Annotated in this window: 18 protein-coding genes and 1 pseudogene; 4 read left to right on the forward strand and 15 right to left on the reverse strand. The window is 63.1% G+C overall.

The genetic code is table 11. The features are described from left to right. Positions 1 to 144: 144 nt before the first annotated feature. The 10 genes and pseudogenes from AC3RCP_RS00395 to AC3RCP_RS00440 all read right to left on the reverse strand — a co-directional run bounded on the left by AC3RCP_RS00395 (position 145) and on the right by AC3RCP_RS00440 (position 11,974). Entirely contained in the window at positions 145 to 1,041 is an 897-nt protein-coding gene (locus AC3RCP_RS00395; RefSeq protein WP_007928535.1) for a peptidoglycan DD-metalloendopeptidase family protein, read from the reverse strand. 61 nt (positions 1,042 to 1,102) lie between these two features. Then, entirely contained in the window at positions 1,103 to 1,417 is a 315-nt protein-coding gene (locus AC3RCP_RS00400; protein ID WP_037004383.1) for a helix-turn-helix domain-containing protein, read from the reverse strand. A 7-nt stretch (positions 1,418 to 1,424) separates the two neighbouring features. Next, a pseudogene (locus AC3RCP_RS00405) lies at positions 1,425 to 1,745 on the reverse strand (type II toxin-antitoxin system RelE/ParE family toxin); the annotation flags it as partial. 550 nt (positions 1,746 to 2,295) lie between these two features. Then, entirely contained in the window at positions 2,296 to 3,252 is a 957-nt protein-coding gene (locus tag AC3RCP_RS00410) for a response regulator (protein ID WP_492570556.1), read from the reverse strand. Positions 3,253 to 3,419: 167 nt separating this feature from the next. Continuing rightward, positions 3,420 to 4,181 carry a phosphate signaling complex protein PhoU gene (gene phoU / locus AC3RCP_RS00415; protein WP_007928528.1) on the reverse strand — a complete coding sequence of 254 codons (762 nt, stop codon included), beginning with the start codon at positions 4,179 to 4,181 and terminating at the stop codon, positions 3,420 to 3,422. Between the two features lie 110 nt (positions 4,182 to 4,291). Then, the gene (gene pstB / locus AC3RCP_RS00420) at positions 4,292 to 5,125 is read right to left on the reverse strand and encodes a phosphate ABC transporter ATP-binding protein PstB (RefSeq protein WP_007928526.1); all 834 of its coding nucleotides are present in this window, start codon (positions 5,123 to 5,125) and stop codon (positions 4,292 to 4,294) included. Positions 5,126 to 5,217: 92 nt separating this feature from the next. After that, a complete protein-coding gene (gene pstA / locus AC3RCP_RS00425; RefSeq protein WP_007928524.1) occupies positions 5,218 to 6,888 on the reverse strand; it encodes a phosphate ABC transporter permease PstA in 1,671 nt (556 codons plus the stop codon). Between the two features lie 15 nt (positions 6,889 to 6,903). Continuing rightward, positions 6,904 to 9,189 carry an ABC transporter permease subunit gene (locus AC3RCP_RS00430; protein WP_009041368.1) on the reverse strand — a complete coding sequence of 762 codons (2,286 nt, stop codon included), beginning with the start codon at positions 9,187 to 9,189 and terminating at the stop codon, positions 6,904 to 6,906. Positions 9,190 to 9,408: 219 nt separating this feature from the next. Continuing rightward, positions 9,409 to 10,407: a phosphate ABC transporter substrate-binding protein PstS family protein gene (locus AC3RCP_RS00435; RefSeq protein WP_007928520.1), complete on the reverse strand. Its 999-nt coding sequence runs from the start codon at positions 10,405 to 10,407 to the stop codon at positions 9,409 to 9,411. 268 nt (positions 10,408 to 10,675) lie between these two features. Continuing rightward, positions 10,676 to 11,974, reverse strand: a complete 1,299-nt coding sequence (locus AC3RCP_RS00440) for an MFS transporter (RefSeq protein ID WP_101336292.1) — start codon at positions 11,972 to 11,974, stop codon at positions 10,676 to 10,678. A gap of 388 nt (positions 11,975 to 12,362) precedes the next feature. Between AC3RCP_RS00440 and AC3RCP_RS00445 the strand changes: the two genes are divergently transcribed. Then, complete coding sequence (locus AC3RCP_RS00445) at positions 12,363 to 12,767, forward strand: acyl-CoA thioesterase (RefSeq protein ID WP_003229628.1); 405 nt, start codon at positions 12,363 to 12,365, stop codon at positions 12,765 to 12,767. A 72-nt stretch (positions 12,768 to 12,839) separates the two neighbouring features. Then, complete coding sequence (locus AC3RCP_RS00450) at positions 12,840 to 13,739, forward strand: D-hexose-6-phosphate mutarotase (RefSeq protein ID WP_492570555.1); 900 nt, start codon at positions 12,840 to 12,842, stop codon at positions 13,737 to 13,739. A gap of 7 nt (positions 13,740 to 13,746) precedes the next feature. On the opposite strand, the gene AC3RCP_RS00455 is transcribed toward AC3RCP_RS00450, so the two are convergent. From AC3RCP_RS00455 to AC3RCP_RS00475, 5 genes are all read right to left on the reverse strand, one after another. Continuing rightward, complete coding sequence (locus tag AC3RCP_RS00455; protein WP_101336294.1) at positions 13,747 to 14,283, reverse strand: DUF3299 domain-containing protein; 537 nt, start codon at positions 14,281 to 14,283, stop codon at positions 13,747 to 13,749. 86 nt (positions 14,284 to 14,369) lie between these two features. After that, positions 14,370 to 14,615, reverse strand: coding sequence for a GlsB/YeaQ/YmgE family stress response membrane protein (locus tag AC3RCP_RS00460; protein WP_007928514.1), 246 nt, complete (start codon positions 14,613 to 14,615; stop codon positions 14,370 to 14,372). A 107-nt stretch (positions 14,616 to 14,722) separates the two neighbouring features. Next, complete coding sequence (locus AC3RCP_RS00465) at positions 14,723 to 15,805, reverse strand: 5-(carboxyamino)imidazole ribonucleotide synthase (RefSeq protein ID WP_007928513.1); 1,083 nt, start codon at positions 15,803 to 15,805, stop codon at positions 14,723 to 14,725. A gap of 11 nt (positions 15,806 to 15,816) precedes the next feature. After that, on the reverse strand, positions 15,817 to 16,308 hold the full coding sequence (purE, locus tag AC3RCP_RS00470; RefSeq protein ID WP_007928512.1) for a 5-(carboxyamino)imidazole ribonucleotide mutase: 492 nt from the start codon (positions 16,306 to 16,308) through the stop codon (positions 15,817 to 15,819). A 392-nt stretch (positions 16,309 to 16,700) separates the two neighbouring features. Next, positions 16,701 to 17,618 carry a LysR substrate-binding domain-containing protein gene (locus AC3RCP_RS00475; RefSeq protein WP_009041373.1) on the reverse strand — a complete coding sequence of 306 codons (918 nt, stop codon included), beginning with the start codon at positions 17,616 to 17,618 and terminating at the stop codon, positions 16,701 to 16,703. A gap of 181 nt (positions 17,619 to 17,799) precedes the next feature. Between AC3RCP_RS00475 and aspA the strand changes: the two genes are divergently transcribed. Further along, positions 17,800 to 19,224: an aspartate ammonia-lyase gene (gene aspA / locus AC3RCP_RS00480; protein WP_007928510.1), complete on the forward strand. Its 1,425-nt coding sequence runs from the start codon at positions 17,800 to 17,802 to the stop codon at positions 19,222 to 19,224. A 288-nt stretch (positions 19,225 to 19,512) separates the two neighbouring features. After that, positions 19,513 to 20,238 (forward strand): hypothetical protein, encoded by a 726-nt coding sequence (locus AC3RCP_RS00485; protein WP_492570554.1) that lies wholly within the window; start codon positions 19,513 to 19,515, stop codon positions 20,236 to 20,238. Positions 20,239 to 20,285 lie beyond the last annotated feature (47 nt).

Genomic DNA, 20,285 nt, shown 5'->3' on the forward strand with positions numbered 1-20,285 from the left:
ATTATCACCTGTTCCGCCGATCACCCTGTAGCCGCTGCCGAAGGCTGCGATCGACCTGGGCGGCACTCCGACGAAGCGGGCGCAGGCTCTTGAGATCGCTGAAGGCCTTCGGCCTTATCGCAGCCTTCGGCAGCGGCTACACGGCTACTTTTTGCCCAGCGCGAAATTCGGCAGGCTGCCGATGGGCTGGTTGAACTGATAGGGAATCGACACCAGCCCCAGCCCCGTATTGCGCTGCACCACGAAGTGCAGGTGCGGGCCGCTGCTGTTGCCGGTGTTGCCCGACAACGCCAGCGGGCTGCCCACCACGACCCGCTGGCCTTCACGCACGCTTACCGAGCCGCGCTTGAGGTGCAGGTACACCCCCATGGTGCCGTCGTTGTGCAACACCCGCACGAAATTGCCGGAAGGGTCGGTGCCGCGCCCGCTCTGGCGGTTCTCGGTCTTCACCACCACCCCGCCACGCGCCGCGATGATCGGCGTGCCCTCGGGCATGGCGATGTCCATGGCATAGCGGCTCTTGGGGCCGAAATGGCTGTACCGGCCGTTGGCGCCCTGGGTCAGGCGAAAGGGGCCGCCACGCCAGGGCAGCGGGTAACGATAGGCTTGGGCGGCGCCTGCAGGGTCGCCCAGGGAGTAACGAAACTGCGGGACATAGATCAGCGGCTTGCCCGCCTGCATGGCCGTGAGCTGTGCCAGGCGCTGTCGGCTGCGGGCCGGCAGTACCCGGCGAATCGGCTGCCTGGGGGCACTGCGGATGTTCTTCAGGCCGGTAAACCCCAGCTCGATCTCCACCGGCGCATACAGGTCGTTACGCACAAAGACGCTGTCCACGCCCCAGCTCTTCTCGACGTCCAGACGCACCTGGCGTTCCAGGTGCTCGACCATGCGATCGCGAAACACGAACACCTGGGCGCCCGGCGACGGACGGTCGCTGTAGGACACCACGCCGTTGGCGTCGGTGGACTTGTAGATGGTCATGGCCATGGCCGAGGTGGCAGCCAGCAACAGACCGCAGGAAAACAGCAGGTGCATGAACATGGGCAAGATTCTGAGGAAAGCCTGAAGTCAGGCTAGCAGCCCGACGTGGACTTTGTATGAATCAACCCTGCACCAGAGGTTCCATTGCCGACGGACTGAAACTGATATCGACGCCCAGGTGCGCGGCGTCGGAGAGGTTGACCAGCGCATCCAGGGAAAACTTGTTGATCTTGCCGCTGAGCACGTCGTTGAGCCGCGGCTGGGTGATATTGAGCCGCCTGGCGGCCTCCTTCTGCGAAACACCCCAGGCCTTGATGGTCTTGCCCAGCTCCAGCATGAGCTTGGAGCGCAGGCGCATATTGGCGGCTTCCTGGGGCGAACCTTCGAGCGCGTCCCAGACACTGGCGAAACGCTCGGTATGCATGTGATCGGTCATGGCGTGCACTTATCTCCTGAAGTCTGGCCCGAGCCAGCTCGATGTCCCGCGCTTCGGTCTTGCGGGTGGTCTTGCGCATGGCGTGCAGCACATAAATGGCCGCGGGCCGGTTGGCCACGTAAAACACCCGAAACGCTCCTGAATCCTCACTGATCCTGATCTCGAACACCCCCGGCCCCACGGTTTTCATCGACCGACAGTCATAGGGCGGCTCGCCCTGCTGCAACAGATCCAGCTGAAAACCCGCGGCCCTTCGCGCATCCAGCGGAAAAGCCCGGAGGTCCCGGAGCGCGCTCCCGACAAACACCACATCCTTGTGCCTAGGCATCGAACCTCTCCCGTTACTGACCCCAGAGAGGTTAAACAACCCGACCGCCACAGCGCGCGACCGGGTTGTTTCAAAGCGTGGCCAGGCACAAGAAAAGCCAAAAGCACAGACCACAACCTATATCAGTACAGATATAAATCAACCTGAAAAACCGAGAATCGGACACACGGCATCAAACCATTGCCCTTTCCCCCAACGCCTTGCTCTGCGCAGCCTGCAACACATCACAACCATCATCCAGCAACAGATACAGCGCTTGAGTGACACGCCCAGATCACCCTCGTCAGCGTGCAAAAGCGTGGTACAGGAAAGTGTTTGCAGCAGGTTTCGCGCCACATTCAAACGCGGACTGATGCTGGAGTGGGACAGCACTCCGACGAAACGGGCGCTGAGGTTTGAGATCGTTGAAGGCCTTCGGCCTTATCGCAGCCTGTGGCAGCGGCTACAGGGGTCGGGCCAGCGGTCTGCAGCGTCAGAGCGGACGCTATCGCGGGCAAGCCTCGCTCCTACGCAAGCGTGGCTGCCCGTGAAACAGGGGGGCAGGAACCCCTCAGGCGCCGGGGACGAAGTGCTTCTGCGCCGTGCCGCGGGCGATCAGGCGGGAGATGTAATCGAGTTTCTGCGCATCCTGGTCGACGAAGCGGAAGGTCAGTTGCAACCACTCGCTGTCCGGCTTCGGCTCATAGGCCACCACCGCATGCAGGTAGCCGTTCAGGCGCGCCACTTCGGCATTGTCGCCCTGCTCCAGGTCCAGCACGGCGCTGTCGAGCACCTGCGGCAGCGTATCGGTGCGTTTCACCACCAACAGCGCCTCCTTGATGCTCAGCGCCTTGATCACGCATTGCTGAGTACCGTTGGGCAGGCGCAACTGCCCCTGGCCACGACCACCAGCAGACGCAGCGGCGGCAGGAGCCGGCGCCTTCACCGGAGGACTGTTGAGCAACCCACGAGACGGGGCTGCAGCGGGAGCGGACACCACGGCAGGTTTGGCAAACGGATTGACCGCCGCAGCCGCCGGCGCGGCGCCGATGACTTCGGCCTTGCCGCCGGTCAGGGCACTCAGGGAGTCATTGCCGAACGCCGAGTTCATCTTGGTCGGCGCGCTGTTCATCAGGGTGTCGAGCTTGCCGACCTTGTTCAGCGCCTGCTTGACCTTGGTCAGCAGTTGCTCGTTGGTGAACGGCTTGCTGACGTAGCCGGAGACGCCGGCCTGGATCGCCTGCACCACGTTCTCCTTGTCGCCGCGACTGGTGACCATGATGAACGGCATGGCCTTCATCGCCTCCTGGCCGCGGCACCAGGTCAGCAGCTCCAGGCCGGACATTTCCGGCATTTCCCAGTCGCACAGGACCAGGTCGAAGGCTTCACGGGCCAGCAGGGCCTGGGCTTTACGGCCGTTGATGGCGTCCTCGATCTTGATGCCAGGGAAGTAGTTGCGCAGACATTTCTTCACCAGGTCACGAATGAACGAAGCGTCATCCACCACCAACACACTTACCTTACTCATCGACCACCCCTTTAAAAATCCCGGCTAGCATAACGCTTTACTGATGGCACTTTGCCAAAACTCTTCAGTCACGCCGGGACTTTTCGTTCGCGGGCGCTGCTTTTCAAGTTAAATCCCCATAAACGAAAACGCCCGGCCAAAGGGCCGGGCGCTTCTCTCGGGCAACCTTACTTATCGTCAGCTTCACCCGGAACATTAGCGCTTTCGGCACTGGTGCCTTCAACTTCTTCCTTCATCCGCTTCAGGCCCAGATGGCGCACATCGGTGCCGCGCACCAGGTAAATCACCAGCTCCGAGATGTTGCGCGCGTGATCGCCGATCCGCTCCAGGGAGCGCAGGACCCAGATGATGCTCAGAACGCGCGAGATCGAGCGCGGATCTTCCATCATGTAGGTGGCCAGCTCGCGCAGCGCGGTCTTGTACTCGCGGTCGATGATCTTGTCGTACTGGGCCACCGACAGCGCCAGGTCGGCGTCGAAGCGGGCAAAGGCATCCAGCGCGTCGCGGACCATGTTGCGCACCTGGTCGCCGATATGCCGCACTTCCACGTAGCCGCGCGGGGCTTCGCCTTCTTCGCACAGCTGGATGGCGCGACGGGCGATCTTGGTCGATTCGTCGCCGATGCGCTCCAGGTCGATCACCGACTTGGAGATGCTGATGATCAGACGCAGGTCGGAAGCCGCCGGCTGGCGACGGGCGAGAATGCGCAGGCATTCTTCGTCGATGTTGCGTTCCATCTGGTTGATCTGGTCGTCGATCTCGCGCACCTGCTGGGCGAGCCCCGAGTCGGCTTCGATCAGCGCGGTGACGGCGTCGTTGACTTGTTTCTCGACCAGCCCGCCCATCGCCAGGAGGTGGCTGCGCACCTCCTCGAGCTCGGCGTTGAACTGCTGGGAGATGTGATGGGTCAAGCCTTCCTTAGAAATCATGTGTGTGCTCCGCAAAAGCTGTGAGCTGCAAGCTACAAGCTGCAAGCCATGTTGTGTCGTACTCGAACCGCTCTCACTTGCCGCTTGAAGCTTGCGGCTCGCGGCTGCTGCTAGCCATACCGACCGGTGATGTAGTCTTCGGTCTGCTTCTTCGCCGGATTGGTGAACAGCGTATCGGTGTCGCCGAATTCCACCAGTTTGCCCATGTACATGAACGCCGTGTAGTCGGAGACACGCGCGGCCTGTTGCATGTTGTGGGTCACGATCACGATGGTGAACTTCGATTTCAGTTCGTAGATCAGCTCTTCGACCTTCAAGGTGGAGATCGGATCGAGCGCCGAGCAGGGTTCGTCGAGCAGCAGCACTTCCGGTTCCACGGCGATGGTGCGGGCGATCACCAGACGCTGCTGCTGACCACCGGACAGGCCGAGTGCCGATTCATGCAGGCGATCCTTGACCTCGTCCCACAGCGCCGCGCCCTTGAGGGCCCACTCGACGGCTTCGTCGAGGATGCGCTTCTTGTTGATGCCCTGGATGCGCAGGCCGTAGACCACGTTCTCGTAGATGGTTTTCGGGAACGGGTTGGGCTTCTGGAACACCATGCCCACGCGGCGGCGCAGCTCGGCCACGTCTTCGCCCTTGCGGTAGATGTTGTTGCCGTAGAGGTTGATCTCGCCTTCCACGCGGCAGCCGTCCACCAGATCGTTCATCCGGTTGAAGGTACGCAGCAGGGTCGACTTGCCGCAGCCGGACGGGCCGATGAAGGCGGTCACGCGCTGCTTCGGAATGTTCATGCTGACGTCGAACAGCGCCTGTTTCTCACCGTAGAACAGGCTCAGGCCCGGGACTTCGATGGCCACGGTTTCCTGGTCCAGGTTCAGGCTCTGCTTGTCGCGGCCCAGGGCCGACATGTTGATGCCGTGGGTATGTGCTTCTTGTTGCATGATCTCACTCCGTTCGTAGCTGCAAGCTTCTAGCTGCAAGCTGCAAGTTTGAGCAAAAGCGGCTTGTGGCTTGCCGCTTGTGGCTAATGGCTTTAGCTATCCAGCGCCTTGTATTTCTCGCGCAGGTGGTTACGAATCCACACTGCCGACAGGTTGAGCGTCGCGATCACCAGCACCAGCAGCAGCGCCGTGGCGTACACCAGCGGCCGCGCGGCCTCGACGTTGGGGCTCTGGAAGCCGACGTCATAGATATGGAAGCCCAGGTGCATGATCTTCTGGTCCAGGTGCAGGTACGGGTAGTTGCCGTCCACCGGCAGCGACGGCGCCAGTTTCACCACACCCACCAGCATCAGCGGCGCCACTTCACCGGCGGCGCGGGCCACCGCGAGGATCATGCCGGTCATCATCGCCGGGCTGGCCATTGGCAGCACGATCTTCCACAGGGTTTCCGCCTTGGTCGCGCCCAGGGCCAGGGAACCTTCACGCACGGTGCGGGGAATCCGCGCCAGGCCTTCCTCGGTGGCCACGATCACCACCGGCACCGCCAGCAGCGCCAGGGTCAGGGAGGCCCAGAGCAGGCCCGGGGTACCGAAGGTCGGCGCCGGCAGCGCTTCGGGGAAGAACAAGCGGTCGAGGGAACCGCCCAGCACATAGACGAAGAAGCCCAGGCCGAACACGCCGTAGACGATGGCCGGAACGCCCGCCAGGTTGTTCACCGCGATGCGGATCACCCGGGTCAGGGTGTTCTGCTTGGCGTATTCGCGCAGGTACACCGCCGCCAGCACGCCGAACGGGGTGACGATCATCGCCATGATCAGGGTCATCATCACGGTACCGAAGATCGCCGGGAAGATACCGCCCTCGGTGTTGGCTTCACGCGGGTCGTCGCTGAGGAATTCCCAGACCTTGCTGAAGTAGAAACCCAGCTTGGTGAAGGTGCCCATGGCGTTCGGCTGGTAGGCGTGCACCACCTTGCCCAGGCTGATCTCGATCTCTTTGCCGTTGGCGTCGCGGGCGGTGAGGCTGTCACGGTTGAACTGCGCGTGCAGGTCGCTCAGGCGGGCCTCGACGTCCTGGTAACGGGCGTTCAGCTCGGCGCGTTCGCTTTCCATGTCGGCCTGGGCGGCGGCATCGAGCTTGCCGTCCAGTTCCAGCTTGCGACCGTGCAGGCGGATGCGCTCGAGGCCGGCGTTGATCGCGCCGATGTCGACTTTCTCCAGGGTCTTGAGCTGGGCCGCCAGCTTGTTCACTCGCTCGATCCGCGCCTGCAGTTCCGGCCAGGCCGCTTCGCCTTCGGCGATGACCTTGCCATCCTGCTTGACGTTGACCAGGTAGCCGTAGAAGTTGCCCCACTCGCGCCGCTCGATGGCCATCAGCTCCGGCGGCGTGGTCTGGTTGGTCAGCCAGTCGCCGACGATCCAGGTGAAGTCGTTGCCGTTCAGGTCACGGTTGCCGACCTTGATCAGCTCGCGGGTCATGAACTCGGGGCCTTCGTCCGGCACCGGCAGGCCGGCGCTCTTGAGGCGTGCCCGCGGCACTTCTTCTTTCTGCACCACTTCGCCGATGACCAGGTGGTTGGCCTGGCCCGGCACGTCGTAGTGGGCATGCACCAGGTCTGCCGGCCAGAAGTGGCCCAGACCGCGCACGGCGATCACCGCCAACAGGCCGATAGTCATGATGACCGCGATGGACACCGCGCCACCGCTGATCCAGACGCCCGGGGCGCCGCTCTTGAACCATCCATTCAGGGAGTTCTGTTTCACAGACTTCTACCTTTCTTAAAGCGACGAGTATTTCTTGCGCAGACGCTGACGGATCAGCTCGGCGAGGGTGTTCATGACGAAGGTGAACAGCAGCAGCACCAGCGCCGAGAGAAACAGCACGCGGTAGTGGCTGCCGCCGACTTCCGACTCCGGCATTTCCACCGCGACGTTGGCCGCCAGGGTGCGCAGGCCTTCGAACAGGTTCATTTCCATGACTGGGGTGTTGCCGGTGGCCATCAGCACGATCATGGTTTCGCCGACCGCGCGGCCCATGCCGATCATCAGCGCCGAGAAGATGCCCGGGCTGGCGGTGAGGATCACCACGCGGGTCATGGTCTGCCACGGCGTGGCGCCCAGGGCCAGGGAACCCAGGGTCAGGCCGCGCGGCACGCTGAATACGGCGTCTTCGGCGATCGAGTAGATGTTCGGGATCACCGCAAACCCCATGGCCAGGCCGACCACCAGGGCGTTGCGCTGGTCGTAGGTGATGCCCAGGTCATGGGAGATCCACATGCGCATGTCGCCGCCGAAGAACCAGTTCTCCATGAACGGACTCATGTACAGCGAGAACCAGCCCACCAAGATGATCACCGGGATCAGGATCGCGCTTTCCCAGCCATCCGGCACCTTGAGGCGCACCGACTCAGGCAGGCGGCTGAAGACGAAACCGGCCACCAGGATGCCGATCGGCAGCAGCATCAGCAGGCTGAAGATGCCCGGCAGATGGCCTTCGACGTAAGGCGCGAGGAACAGGCCGGCGAAGAAGCCGAGGATCACCGTCGGCATCGCTTCCATCAGCTCGATCACCGGTTTGACCTTGCGGCGCATGCCCGGAGCCATGAAGTAAGCGGTGTAGATCGCCGCGGCCACCGCCAGCGGGGCTGCCAGCAGCATCGCGTAGAACGCTGCCTTCAACGTACCGAAGGTCAGCGGCGAAAGGCTCAGTTTGGGTTCGAAGTCGGTGTTGGCCGCGGTCGATTGCCAGACGTATTTAGGCTCGTCGTAGTTCTCGTACCAGACCTTGCTCCACAGCGCGCTCCAGGACACTTCCGGGTGCGGGTTGTCGAGCACCAGCGGTTGCAGCTTGCCGCCGGCTTCGACGATCACCCGGTTGGCCCGTGGCGACAGGCCGAACAGGCCTTCGCCCTCGACCACCTGGTCCACCAGCAGGGTGCGGTGCGCGGTGCTGTGGAACACGCCGAGCTTGCCCGAGGCGTCCAGGGCGACGAAGCCCTTGCGGCGCTCTTCGGCAGTGATTTCGATGATCGGCGTGGTGCCCATCTGGAAGGTACGGATCTGCTTCAGGCGCAGTTCGCCGTCCGGGTCGCGGGCCATGAACCACTGGGCCAGGCCGCCCTTGGAAGTACCGATGATCAGCGAGATACCGCCCACCAGCTGGGTGCTGGCCGTCACTTCGGCATCGGCATCCTCCAGCAGTTTGTAGCGACCGTTGAGGCTCTTGTCGCGCAGGCTGAACACGTCGGCCTGGGCACGCCCGTTGATCACGTACAGCCACTGCTGGCGCGGGTCGATGTACATGGCCTTGACCGGTTCGGTCATCTGCGGCAGCTCGATGCGGTTCTGCTCGCTGGTGACCTCGCCGGTCATCATGTTTTCTTCGCGGGTCAGCTGCAGCACGTGCAGTTGCGCGCCGCTGGAACCGGCCACCACCAGCGCCGAATCGGTGGCGTTGAGGTTGACGTGCTCCAGGGCACCACCCTGCTCGTTCAGCACGATCGGGGTTTCGCCGTAGGGGTATTCGATGGCTGGCGAGATGGTTTTCTTGCCTTCCGGGTAGCTGACCTTATAGGTGTGGCGGAACACCAGCGCCTGGCCGTTGGACAGGCCAACCACCACCAGCGGGCTGCCCGGCTGATCCTTGCCGATAGCGGTGACGGTGGTGCCGGCCGGAATCGGCAAGTCGACGCGGCGCAGCTCGGCGCCGTTGTCGATGTCGAAGAACAGCGCCTGGCCCTTGTCGGAAACCCGCATGCCGACCTGGTTCTGCTCTTCCAGGGAGAACATCAGCGGCTTGCCGGCGTCCTGCATCCAGGCTGGCGTCAGCGGGTCCTTGGCGGTCAGGTCGGCGCCCTGGAACAGGGGCAGCACGACATAGGCGAGGAAGAAGAAGATCAGGGTGATCGCGGCCAGCACGGCCAGACCGCCAACGAGGACGTACCAGCGGGTCAGGCGATCTTTCAGCGCGCGGATGCGGCGCTTGCGTTGCAGCTCAGGCGTATTGAAGTCAATGCGCTTGGGGGGAGAAGTCGGAGTCATGGTGGAGTTGGCCAGATCATTCATGCGCACACCCTAGCGATCCTGTATGACAGAAAGATGACAATGCAGTGACGCAACAAATCCGCCGCGGAGCAGAGCTGGCAGCGGATCGAAAATTGAGGGGTGTAGGAGCGAGCTTGCTCGCGATGGGAGCCGCCAGACACAGATGCTGCGTTGGCCTCGCCATCATGTCGCGAGCAAGCTCGCTCCTACAAGGTCCGGGACAGGCCCGGACCTAGGGTGTTACTTCTTTACGACTGCAGCGCCTTCCTGCAGGCCCAGGTCAGCCAGTGCCTTGGCGGCGACTTTGGCTGGCAGTGGGATGTAGCCGTCTTTCACTACCACTTCCTGGCCCTGTTTCGACAGAACCAGTTTCACGAACTCGGCTTCCAGCGGGGCCAGAGGCTTGTTCGGGGCCTTGTTGATGTACACGTACAGGAAGCGGGACAGCGGGTACTTGCCGTTCAGGGCGTTTTCTTCGGTGTCTTCGATGAAGTCGCTGCTGCCTTTCTTGGCCAGGGCCACGGTCTTCACGCTAGCGGTCTTGTAACCGATGCCCGAGTAGCCGATGCCGTTCAGCGAGGAGCTGATGGACTGGACCACCGAAGCCGAACCAGGCTGTTCGTTGACGTTAGGCTTGTAGTCGCCTTTGCACAGGGCTTCTTCCTTGAAGTAGCCGTAGGTGCCGGATACCGAGTTACGACCGAACAGCTGGACCGGCTTGTTGGCCAGGTCGCCGGTCACGCCCAGGTCGCCCCAGGTCTTGACGTCGGCCTTGGCGCCGCACAGGCGGGTCGACGAGAAGATCGCATCAACCTGTTCCATGGTCAGGTGCTGGATCGGGTTGTCCTTGTGCACGAACACGGCCAGGGCGTCCACGGCAACCGGGATGGCGGTTGGCTTGTAGCCGTACTTCTGCTCGAAGGCAGCCAGTTCGGTGTCCTTCATCTTGCGGCTCATCGGGCCCAGGTTGGAGGTGCCTTCGGTCAGCGCAGGTGGCGCGGTGGCGGAGCCAGCGGCCTGAATCTGGATGTTTACGTTCGGGTATTCTTTTTTGTAGTGCTCGGCCCACAGGGTCATGAGGTTGGCCAGGGTATCGGAGCCGACGCTGGACAGGTTGCCCGACACACCAGTGGTCTTGGTGTAGCTCGGGATAGCAGGGTCAACAGCGGCAACCGCGTGGGCAGTCGCAACGCCAGCAGCGACAAAAGTCATTGCCGCCATCAAACGCTTCAGTTTCATGCCTTACTCCTAGCAGATAGGGTGTGTTAAGTCGGGCCAAGTATCTGTAGGCCGTGTGAACACTCTATGGCTGAAATATGACAATTAGATGAAAGGCCAGCATTCGCGATGGAAGGCTGGCCTTTCTTTATAGAGCGTTTTGTAGCCGCCGCCGAAGGCTGCGATAGGTCTGCAGGATCTCCAGGACCCTGAAGATCGCCGCGCCCCTTCGGGTCGTTCGCAGCCTTCGGCAGCGGCTACAGGGTCACAGGATCACAGGATCACAGGATCAGCGATCCTTTTTCCACAGGTACAGGCCGACCAGGATCCCGATGCTGCAAATAATTGCAACATAATAGGCCGGGCCCATCGGGCTCTCCTTGAGCAGCGCGGTCACCACCATCGGCGTCAGGCCACCGAAGATCGCGTAGGCCAGGTTGTAGGAGAACGACAGGCCGCTGAAGCGCACCACCGCCGGGAAGGCCTTGACCATCACATACGGCACCGCGCCGATGGTGCCCACCAGCAGGCCGGTCAGCGCGTACAGCGGGAACAGCCAGTCCGGGTGATCCAGCAGGCTGTGGTAGAAGGTCCAGGAAGTCGCCAGCAGCAGCGCGCTGCCGAACACGAATACCCGGCCGGCGCCAAAACGATCGGCCAGCGCGCCGGACATCACGCACCCCAGGCTCAGGAACACGATCGCCAGGCTATTGGCCTGCAACGCGGTGGTCGGGGTGAAGTGATAGACCGTCTGCAGCACGGTCGGGGTCATCAGGATCACCACGATGATCCCGGCGGACAGCAGCCAGGTCAGCAGCATCGAGAGAATGATCGCGCTGCGGTGGTCGCGCAGCACCGCGCGCAGCGGCACTTCCTCGGCCAGGGCCTTGCGCAGCTGCAGCTCGGCGAATACCGGGGTTTCGTGCAGCCAGCGGCGCAGGTACACCGAGAACAGGCCGAACACGCCGCCGAGCAGGAACGGAATCCGCCAGGCGTAATCGGCGACTTCGCCCGGGGTATAGATGCTGTTGATCGCGGTGGCCACCAGCGACCCCAGGAGAATGCCGGCCGTCAGGCCCGAGGTCAGGGTGCCGCAGGCATAGCCGATATGCCGCTGCGGCACATGCTCGGAAACGAACACCCAGGCGCCCGGTACTTCACCGCCGATGGCCGCGCCCTGGATCACCCGCATCAGCAGCAACAGGATCGGCGCCCACATGCCGATCTGCGCGTAGGTCGGCAGCAGGCCCATGATCAGGGTCGGCACCGCCATCATGAAAATGCTCAGGGTGAACATCTTCTTGCGCCCGAGCAGGTCGCCGAAGTGCGCCATGACGATCCCGCCCAGGGGCCGGGCCAGATAGCCGGCGGCGAAGATGCCGAAGGTCTGCATCAGGCGCAGCCACTCGGGCATGTCCGCGGGGAAGAACAGCTTGCCGACCACCGTGGCGAAGAACACGAAAATGATGAAGTCGTAGAACTCCAGCGCGCCGCCCAGGGCGGACAGCGACAGGGTCTTGTAGTCATTGCGGGTCAACGGACGAGCAGGTTGCGCGGGCTGCGCGACGCTCGAAGGCACAGTGGTCATGGCAAGGGCTTCTCTTATAGTCGGTTCTGGAAGCCGCAACAGCGCTGGTTGTGGCCTGGCAGGTTCGGCACGATAGCAAATTGTTCGAAAAAGCACATAGACGGGCACAATTGACAATCAAAATCAGAACCGGATGGTCGTCGCCGAGCCTGTCGACCGATATACTCGCAGGCATTGGAGCAACGCCGCCCCGGCAAGGGTTGCTGTGCGAAAACGCCGCTGGGCGCCCCAGGCGCCGACTGGGCCAGCCGGTTTCGCAGAGTTTCCCTTTAGTACGCCTTACGAAGAACGTGACGAACGTAGTATGTTCGGGCTGAATCGTTTTTCCTCAAGACGGCTATTCACCTGAAGTACCAATGAAGAGTCACGGGTCAGAGGCACCCCCGGCATGATAGAGCTCGAACAAGAAGATCCGATCCCGCAAGGCGACCTGGCCTTGCAAATCACCGCGCTTCCCCGCGAAACCAACGGCTTTGGCGATATTTTCGGCGGCTGGCTGGTGGCCCAGATGGACCTGGCGGGGACCGCCATGGCCAGTCGCGTGGCCGGCGGGCGTGTCGCCACGGTCGCCATCGACCGCATGGCATTCCTGGTGCCGGTCGCGGTCGGCGCGCAGCTTTCCTTTTATACCCAGACCCTGGAAATCGGTCGCAGCTCGATCCAGATGATGGTCGAGGTCTGGAGCGACGATCCGCTGTCCAGCGAATGGCGCAAGGTCACCGAGGCGGTGTTCGTGTTCGTTGCCATCGACGGCAGTGGCCGCACCCGCTCGGTTCCACCCAGGGCCCGTTAAATTCGGCGTGGGTTAAACCCGGCGGCTGTTACGTGGTCCATAGCAGCCCTGCTTTTGAACGAGAACAGCACCATGCCTACCCCTCACGTTGAAACGGTGAAACTGGATGAACTGAACTGCTGGCGCATCCGCCACGGTCAGGCCGAACTGCTGGTGGCCCAGCAAGGCGCGCACATCCTCAGCTATCAATTGGCCGGGCAACCGCCGCTGATCTGGCTCAACGACGAGGCCGTGTTCAAGACCGGCAAAAGCATCCGCGCCGGCGTTCCGGTGTGCTGGCCGTGGTTCGGCAACTTCGCGCGCAACCCGCAAAGCGTCCAGGCCATGCGCCAGGGCAGCGAGCCGGCCGGGGCCCATGGCCTGGTCCGCGCCACCGACTGGGAACTGCTGGGCATTCAGAGCGAAGGCGAAAGCCTGCTGGTGGAGCTGCAACTGCCGATCCCCGAAGGCGGGCTGCCAGGCTGGCCGCACCAGGTCGAGCTGAAGCTGAGCATCCGCCTCGATGAGCAACTGCACATCAACCTCACCAGCCACAACCTGGGCGACGACACGGTCACCATCAGCCAGGCGCTGCACAGCTACTTCGCGGTCAGCGATGTGCGCAAGGTGCATGTCGAAGGGTTGGACGGCCTGAATTACATCGAGACCCTGGATGACTGGAAGACTGCACAGCAGTCCGGCGATCTGCATTTCACCGGCGAGACCGACCGTATCTACCTCGACCCTCCGCCACAGCTGAGCATCGTCGACCCGGCCTGGGAGCGGCGCATCCAGCTGACCAGCAACGGCTCGCGCTCGGCGGTGATCTGGAACCCGTGGATCGCTCGCGCCGAGCAGTTCAGCGACATGGCCGACGATGGCTGGCAACGCATGCTGTGCATCGAGACCGCCAACGTGATGGATGACGTGGTGACCCTGGCGCCGGGCGCCAGTCATACCCTGGGCGTGAGCGTTACCAGCGTAGCGCTGTAACGCCGTCCTACAGATCCGACTCCTGCACCACCCGCACCTTCTGCGCATCCAGCGCATAGGCCGCGTCGGCCAGGTCGTTGCTGACCGTCTCGACCTTCAGGTGGCCGGTCACCCACAGCGGCGTGTAGATATCGTCCAGCTTCACGCCCTTGGGGAAACGCACCAGCACCAGTTGATTGGGCGGCGGTGGCGGCACATGGATACAGGCGCCCGGGTAAGGCACGAGGAAAAACAGCGTGCTGCGCCCCTTGGCATCGGACTCCAGCGGCACCGGATAACCGCCGATGCGGATGTCCTTGCCGTTCATGGCCGGCACGGTCTTGGTCGAATACATCACCGCCGGCAACCCCTTGCTCTGCTTCAGGCCGCCCTTTTCGGTAAAGGTGCCATTGGCTTCGGGGGAGTTGTGATCGATTTCCGGCATTTGCTCGAGGGCTTTCTGGTCCGACTTGGGCATCAGTTCGAGCCAGTCGGTTTCCGGCAGTTCGCCGGCATGGGCCAGGCCCGGGCCCAGCAGAACAAGAGTCAACAGAAGACGGCGCATGGAGGAGCTCGGCAAGAAAGGGACAAGACAACGCCGGGCATTCTAGCCCTCTCTACCTGCGCAGCAGAGAGGGCTTTGTCGCTAAATCAGTTCTTTTTGACCAGGCCGTAGATCACCAGCAGCACGACCGCGCCAACCAGCGCGCCGATGAAGCCCGCGCCCTGGCCCGCCTGGTAGATGCCCAGGGCCTGGCCGCCGTAGGTGGCTGCCAGCGAACCGCCGATACCGAGCAGGATGGTCATGATCCAGCCCATGCTGTCATCGCCCGGTTTCAGGAAGCGAGCCAGCAGGCCAACGATCAAGCCGATAAAGATGGTTCCAATAATTCCCATGGCATTTCCCTCTGTATGAGTTAGGTATGCCAAAGCCTAGTTAGCGCATTGGCATCCTGCCATCAGAGAACGGCGGCCCCGATTGGTTCCACCGCAGCCTCAGGAAGTTATTCGGCGATCAGCGCTTCGACCTTGAGGATCTGCGCCTCGAGGGTTGCCTTGTCCTTGCAGCGCAGGTTGGCGTGACCGACCTTGCGCCCGACCTTGAAGGCCTTGCCGTAGTGATGCAGATGGCAATCGTCGATGGCGATGACTTTCTCCACCGCCGGCACTTCGCCGATGAAGTTGATCATCGCGCTCTCGCCGACCTTGGCGGTCGAACCCAGCGGCAGGCCGGCGACAGCCCGCAGGTGGTTCTCGAACTGGCTGCACTCGGCGCCTTCGGTGGTCCAGTGCCCGGAGTTGTGCACCCGTGGCGCGATCTCGTTGGCCTTGAGGCCACCGTCGACTTCAAAGAACTCGAACGCCATCACGCCGACGTAGTCCAGCTGCTTGAGCACGCGGCTGGAATAGTCTTCGGCCAGGGCCTGCAGCGGGTGATCGCTACTGGCCACGGACAGCTTGAGGATGCCGCTGTGGTGAGTGTTGTGCACCAGCGGGTAGAAGCGAGTTTCACCATCGCGGGCGCGCACGGCGATCAGCGAGACTTCGCCGGTGAACGGCACGAAGCCCTCCAGCAGGCACCCCACGCTGCCCAGCTCGGCGAAAGTGCCGACCACGTCTTCAGGGCTGCGCAGGACTTTCTGGCCCTTGCCGTCGTAACCCAGGGTGCGGGTTTTCAGCACGGCCGGCAGGCCGATGCTGGCCACGGCGGCCTCCAGGTCGGCTTGCGACTGGATGTCGGCGAACGCCGGGGTCGGAATCCCCAGGTCCTTGAACATGCTCTTCTCGAACCAGCGATCTCGGGCGATGCGCAGGGCTTCGGCGCTCGGGTAGACCGGGACGAACTGCGACAGGAAGGCCACGGTTTCCGCCGGCACGCTTTCGAACTCGAAGGTCACCAGGTCCACTTCGTCAGCCAGCTGGCGCAGGTGATCCTGATCGCCGTAATCGGCTCGCAGGTGTTCGCCCAGGGCAGCGGCACAGGCGTCCGGAGCCGGGTCGAGGAAAGCGAAGTTCATCCCCAGCGGAGTGCCCGCCAGAGCCAACATGCGACCCAGTTGGCCGCCACCGATTACACCGATCTTCATCGTCAAAAACCTCAGGCGATGCGTGGGTCTGGATTGTCCAGGACGCTGTCTGTCTGCTCAGCGCGGAATTTTTTCAGCACAGTATGAAATTGCGGATGCTTGGCGCCAAGGATGCTCGCCGACAGCAGCGCGGCGTTGATCGCGCCGGCCTTGCCGATGGCCAGGGTGGCGACCGGAATGCCCGCGGGCATCTGCACGATGGAGAGCAGCGAGTCGACGCCCGAGAGCATCGACGACTGCACCGGAACGCCCAGCACCGGCAGGTGGGTCTTGGCCGCGCACATGCCTGGCAGGTGGGCCGCGCCACCGGCACCGGCGATGATCACCTCGATGCCACGCGCTTCGGCATCGGTGGCGTACTGGAACAGCAGGTCCGGGGTGCGGTGGGCAGAGACCACTTTCACCTCGTAAGGGATGCCGAGCTTTTCCAGCATATCGGCGGTGTGGCTAAGGGTGGACCAATCGGACTTGGAGCCCATGATCACGCCAACCAATGCACTCATCGTCGTGCCTCTTCTCTCTGGGCGCCCGCGGGCGCGTCAAAAACAACAAGCCACGCGGAGTGCGTGGCTTGAATGTGCGAATTATGGCCGGACGAACCGGCCGAAGGCCGCGCAGTATACCGAAAAAGGTGCATTAAACGCACTTTTGCCGACCATCTGTCATACACCATGTTTCAGGCGCAAAGCGGCGGTTTTATTGACTTTTGGGTCAGTCAGCATGGGCCAGGATCGTTGCCAGATTCCTGTAGCCGCTGCCGCAGGCTGCGATCGACGGCGAAGCCGGCGCAAAGGGGGTATTCCCACTCCTTCAGACAGACCGCGTCGCCAGGTTTTGCGGCCCCTGCGACGGAGTGCCGCCCAGAGCGAGCGCAGCCTTCGGCAGCGACTACAGGTCAGGTGTTGCCTGTGCCCTGCGCCGCGCCGCCTTCGAGCTTGCGCCACAGCAGCCGGACGTTGGCCTTGCGCACCAGGGCGCAGCGGTACAGGCGGATCTCCAGCGGCACATGCCATTGCGCGCCGCCGCAGACCACCAGTTCGCCGCGGGCCAGTTCGGCGCGCACGCTCAGGTGCGGCACCCAGGCAATCCCCAGGCCTTCCAGGGCCATGCTCTTGAGGCTGTCGGCCATGGCGGTTTCATAGACCGTGGTGAAGCGCAGGTTGCGCTGGCGCAGCAGCTGGTTCACCGAACGCCCGAGAAACGCCCCGGCGCTGTACGCCAGCAGCGGCACGCTGGCCTCGCCTTCCAGGTCGAACAGCGGCTTGCCGGCGGCATCCGCCGCGCACACCGGCAGCATCTCGGTCTGGCCCAGGTGCAGCGAAGGAAAGATTTCCGGGTCCATCTGCATGGCCGAGTCCGGGTCATAGAAGGCCAGCATCAGGTCGCAGCCGCCTTCGCGCAGGGCATGCACGGCGTCGCCGACGTTGGTCGCCACCAGCCGCGTGGCGATGTTCAGGCCTTCGTTACGCAACTGGGCGATCCAGCGCGGGAAGAAACCCAGGGCCAGGGAGTGCGCCGCGGCGACCTGCATCACTTCACCCTGCCCGCCTTCGAGGTGATGCAAGTGCCGCAGCACTTCGCCCAGTTGCTCGACCACCGTGCGCGCGGTCACCAGGAACAGCTGCCCCGCCGCCGTCAGTTCGATCGGCGTGCGCGAGCGGTTGACCAGGGTCAGCCCCAGCGCCGCTTCCAGGCTGCGGATCCGCCGGCTGAAAGCCGGCTGGGTCACGAAGCGCCGTTCGGCGGCCTGCGAGAAGCTGCGGGTGGCGGCCAGGGCACTGAAGTCCTCGAGCCATTTGCTTTCCAGATTCATCACGTCCTCCCGGGGAACGCACCATTTTAGGTCACACGCTTGCCGCGCAAGCGGCGTCACACGGGCATTATGCCGTTTATGCATAGGCCAGTGTTTAACAGCATTGGCCCAAATTTTCCCGCAGGCCTAGGATTCGCAGCGTTCCGGCACCGACCGGGTCCATATCGAGATGATTTCTATCATGTCCTCCGCTGCATCTTTCCGCACAGAAAAAGACCTGCTTGGCGTACTCGAAGTACCTGCTCAAGCGTATTACGGCATCCAGACCCTGCGAGCGGTGAACAACTTCCGCCTCTCCGGCGTTCCGATTTCGCACTACCCAAAACTGGTCGTGGCCCTGGCAATGGTCAAGCAGGCAGCTGCTGACGCCAACCGCGAGCTGGGTCACCTGAGCGAAGCCAAGCACGCTGCCATCAGCGAAGCCTGTGCCCGTCTGATCCGCGGCGACTTCCACGAAGAGTTCGTGGTGGACATGATTCAAGGCGGCGCTGGCACTTCGACCAACATGAATGCCAACGAAGTCATCGCCAACATCGCGCTGGAGGCCATGGGCCACAGCAAGGGCGAATACCAGTACCTGCACCCGAACAACGACGTGAACATGGCGCAGTCGACCAACGACGCCTACCCGACCGCGATCCGCCTGGGTCTGCTGCTGGGCCACGACGCGCTGCTGGCCAGCCTCGACAGCCTGATCCAGTCGTTCGCCGCCAAGGGTGAAGAATTCAGCCACGTCCTGAAGATGGGCCGTACCCAGCTGCAAGACGCCGTGCCGATGACCCTGGGCCAGGAGTTCCGCGCCTTCGCCACCACCCTGAGCGAAGACCTGGCCCGCCTGAAGACCCTGGCGCCGGAAGTGCTGACCGAAGTGAACCTGGGCGGTACCGCCATCGGTACCGGCATCAACGCCGACCCGCGTTACCAGGCCCTGGCCGTCCAGCGCCTGGCCACCATCAGCGGCCAGCCGCTGGTACCGGCCGCCGACCTGATCGAAGCCACCTCCGACATGGGCGCCTTCGTGCTGTTCTCCGGCATGCTCAAGCGCACCGCGGTCAAGCTGTCGAAGATCTGCAACGACCTGCGCCTGCTGTCCAGCGGCCCGCGTACCGGGATCAACGAGATCAACCTGCCAGCGCGTCAGCCAGGCAGCTCGATCATGCCCGGCAAGGTCAACCCGGTGATCCCGGAAGCGGTCAACCAGGTGGCGTTCCAGATCATCGGCAACGACCTGGCCCTGACCATCGCGGCCGAAGGCGGCCAGCTGCAACTGAACGTGATGGAGCCGCTGATCGCGTTCAAGATCTTCGACTCGATCCGCCTGCTGCAACGCGCCATGGACATGCTGCGCGAGCACTGCATCACCGGCATCACCGCCAACGAGCAGCGCTGCCGCGAACTGGTCGAGCACTCGATCGGCCTGGTCACCGCGCTGAACCCGTACATCGGCTATGAAAACGCCACCCGTATCGCCCGCATCGCCCTGGAAAGCGGCCGCGGCGTACTGGAACTGGTGCGCGAAGAAGGCTTGCTCGACGACGCCATGCTCGCCGACATCCTGCGCCCGGAAAACATGATTGCCCCGCGTCTGGTCCCGCTCAAAGCCTGACCAACGCCCGCCCTGGCCACAGGGCACCGCTCACCAGGTCGAGGGACTAGACACCTCTCACCTTTTGAGGGCTTGGAGATTCTTCTCCAAGCCCTTTTTTTTGCCTGTTCCTTTACCTGCCCTTGAAACCGCCGCGCCCGCTTCGCGGTCGATCGCAGCCTGCGGCAGCGGCTACAGATCCAGGCCTTCGCGATACTTCGCCCAGGCTTTGGCCAGGCACAACCGGCCATCAGGGTAGATAATCGACCTCCCGCCGCGACCGGCAACGAATACCAAGGCATCCCGTCGATGGACCCGACGCACATCCAGGCCCTTCAACAACTGCGCAACCTGATCCCCATCGGCCTGCGCCACGCCCAAACCCTGCTGGCCCGCTGCGCGGGCAATCCCCAGCAAGCCGCCGAGCTCTACAAGTCCGAGCTGTTGCAGTTACTGGTGGACAAGTCCGGCCTGCCTCCCGAGCAAGCCCGCGAACACCTGCACAACGCCGGCTACGACCTGAACCTTGCCCTGCACGCTATAGAAGAAGCACGCTTCACCCTGACCCAGCGCATCCTGCGCAAACATCACCGAGACAAGGGCCGGGCCCTGGACCTGATCGCCCAGGCCATCGAAACCGAGGAGCAACTGCCGCGCCAGTACTGGCTGGCCTTCGCGCCACTGGAACAACTGGCACCGACGCCGCGCTGCTTCATGATGCTCCACGAGTGGCTGGCCTTTGAGGACTGGGAAGGCTTTGACAGTGCCCTGCACTTTCACCTGCCCCAGGTCATCGCCCAATTCAGGCACCTGCAACTGGACGCCCTGGCGGACACCCTGGAACAGGCCGATCAGCGACAGAAACACCTGAGGGCGAGCCATGCCGGGAGCGACAGCCCCAGCGCGTTGGCCGCGCGGATCAATCAGGACCCGCTCTTCAACAGCCACCGGGACGCCTACAACCGCTACCGAGCGCTGCTCGACGAGCGCCTGTTCGAGTGGGTGGAACAGCATATACGGCAGTTTCCAGCCTGAGCGGCGAGCGGCCGGGGCGTTACCTGACATCAGGGCCTGGCCTGCCG

It is taken from the genome of Pseudomonas sp. GW822-FHT05A08 (genome assembly GCF_058800485.1).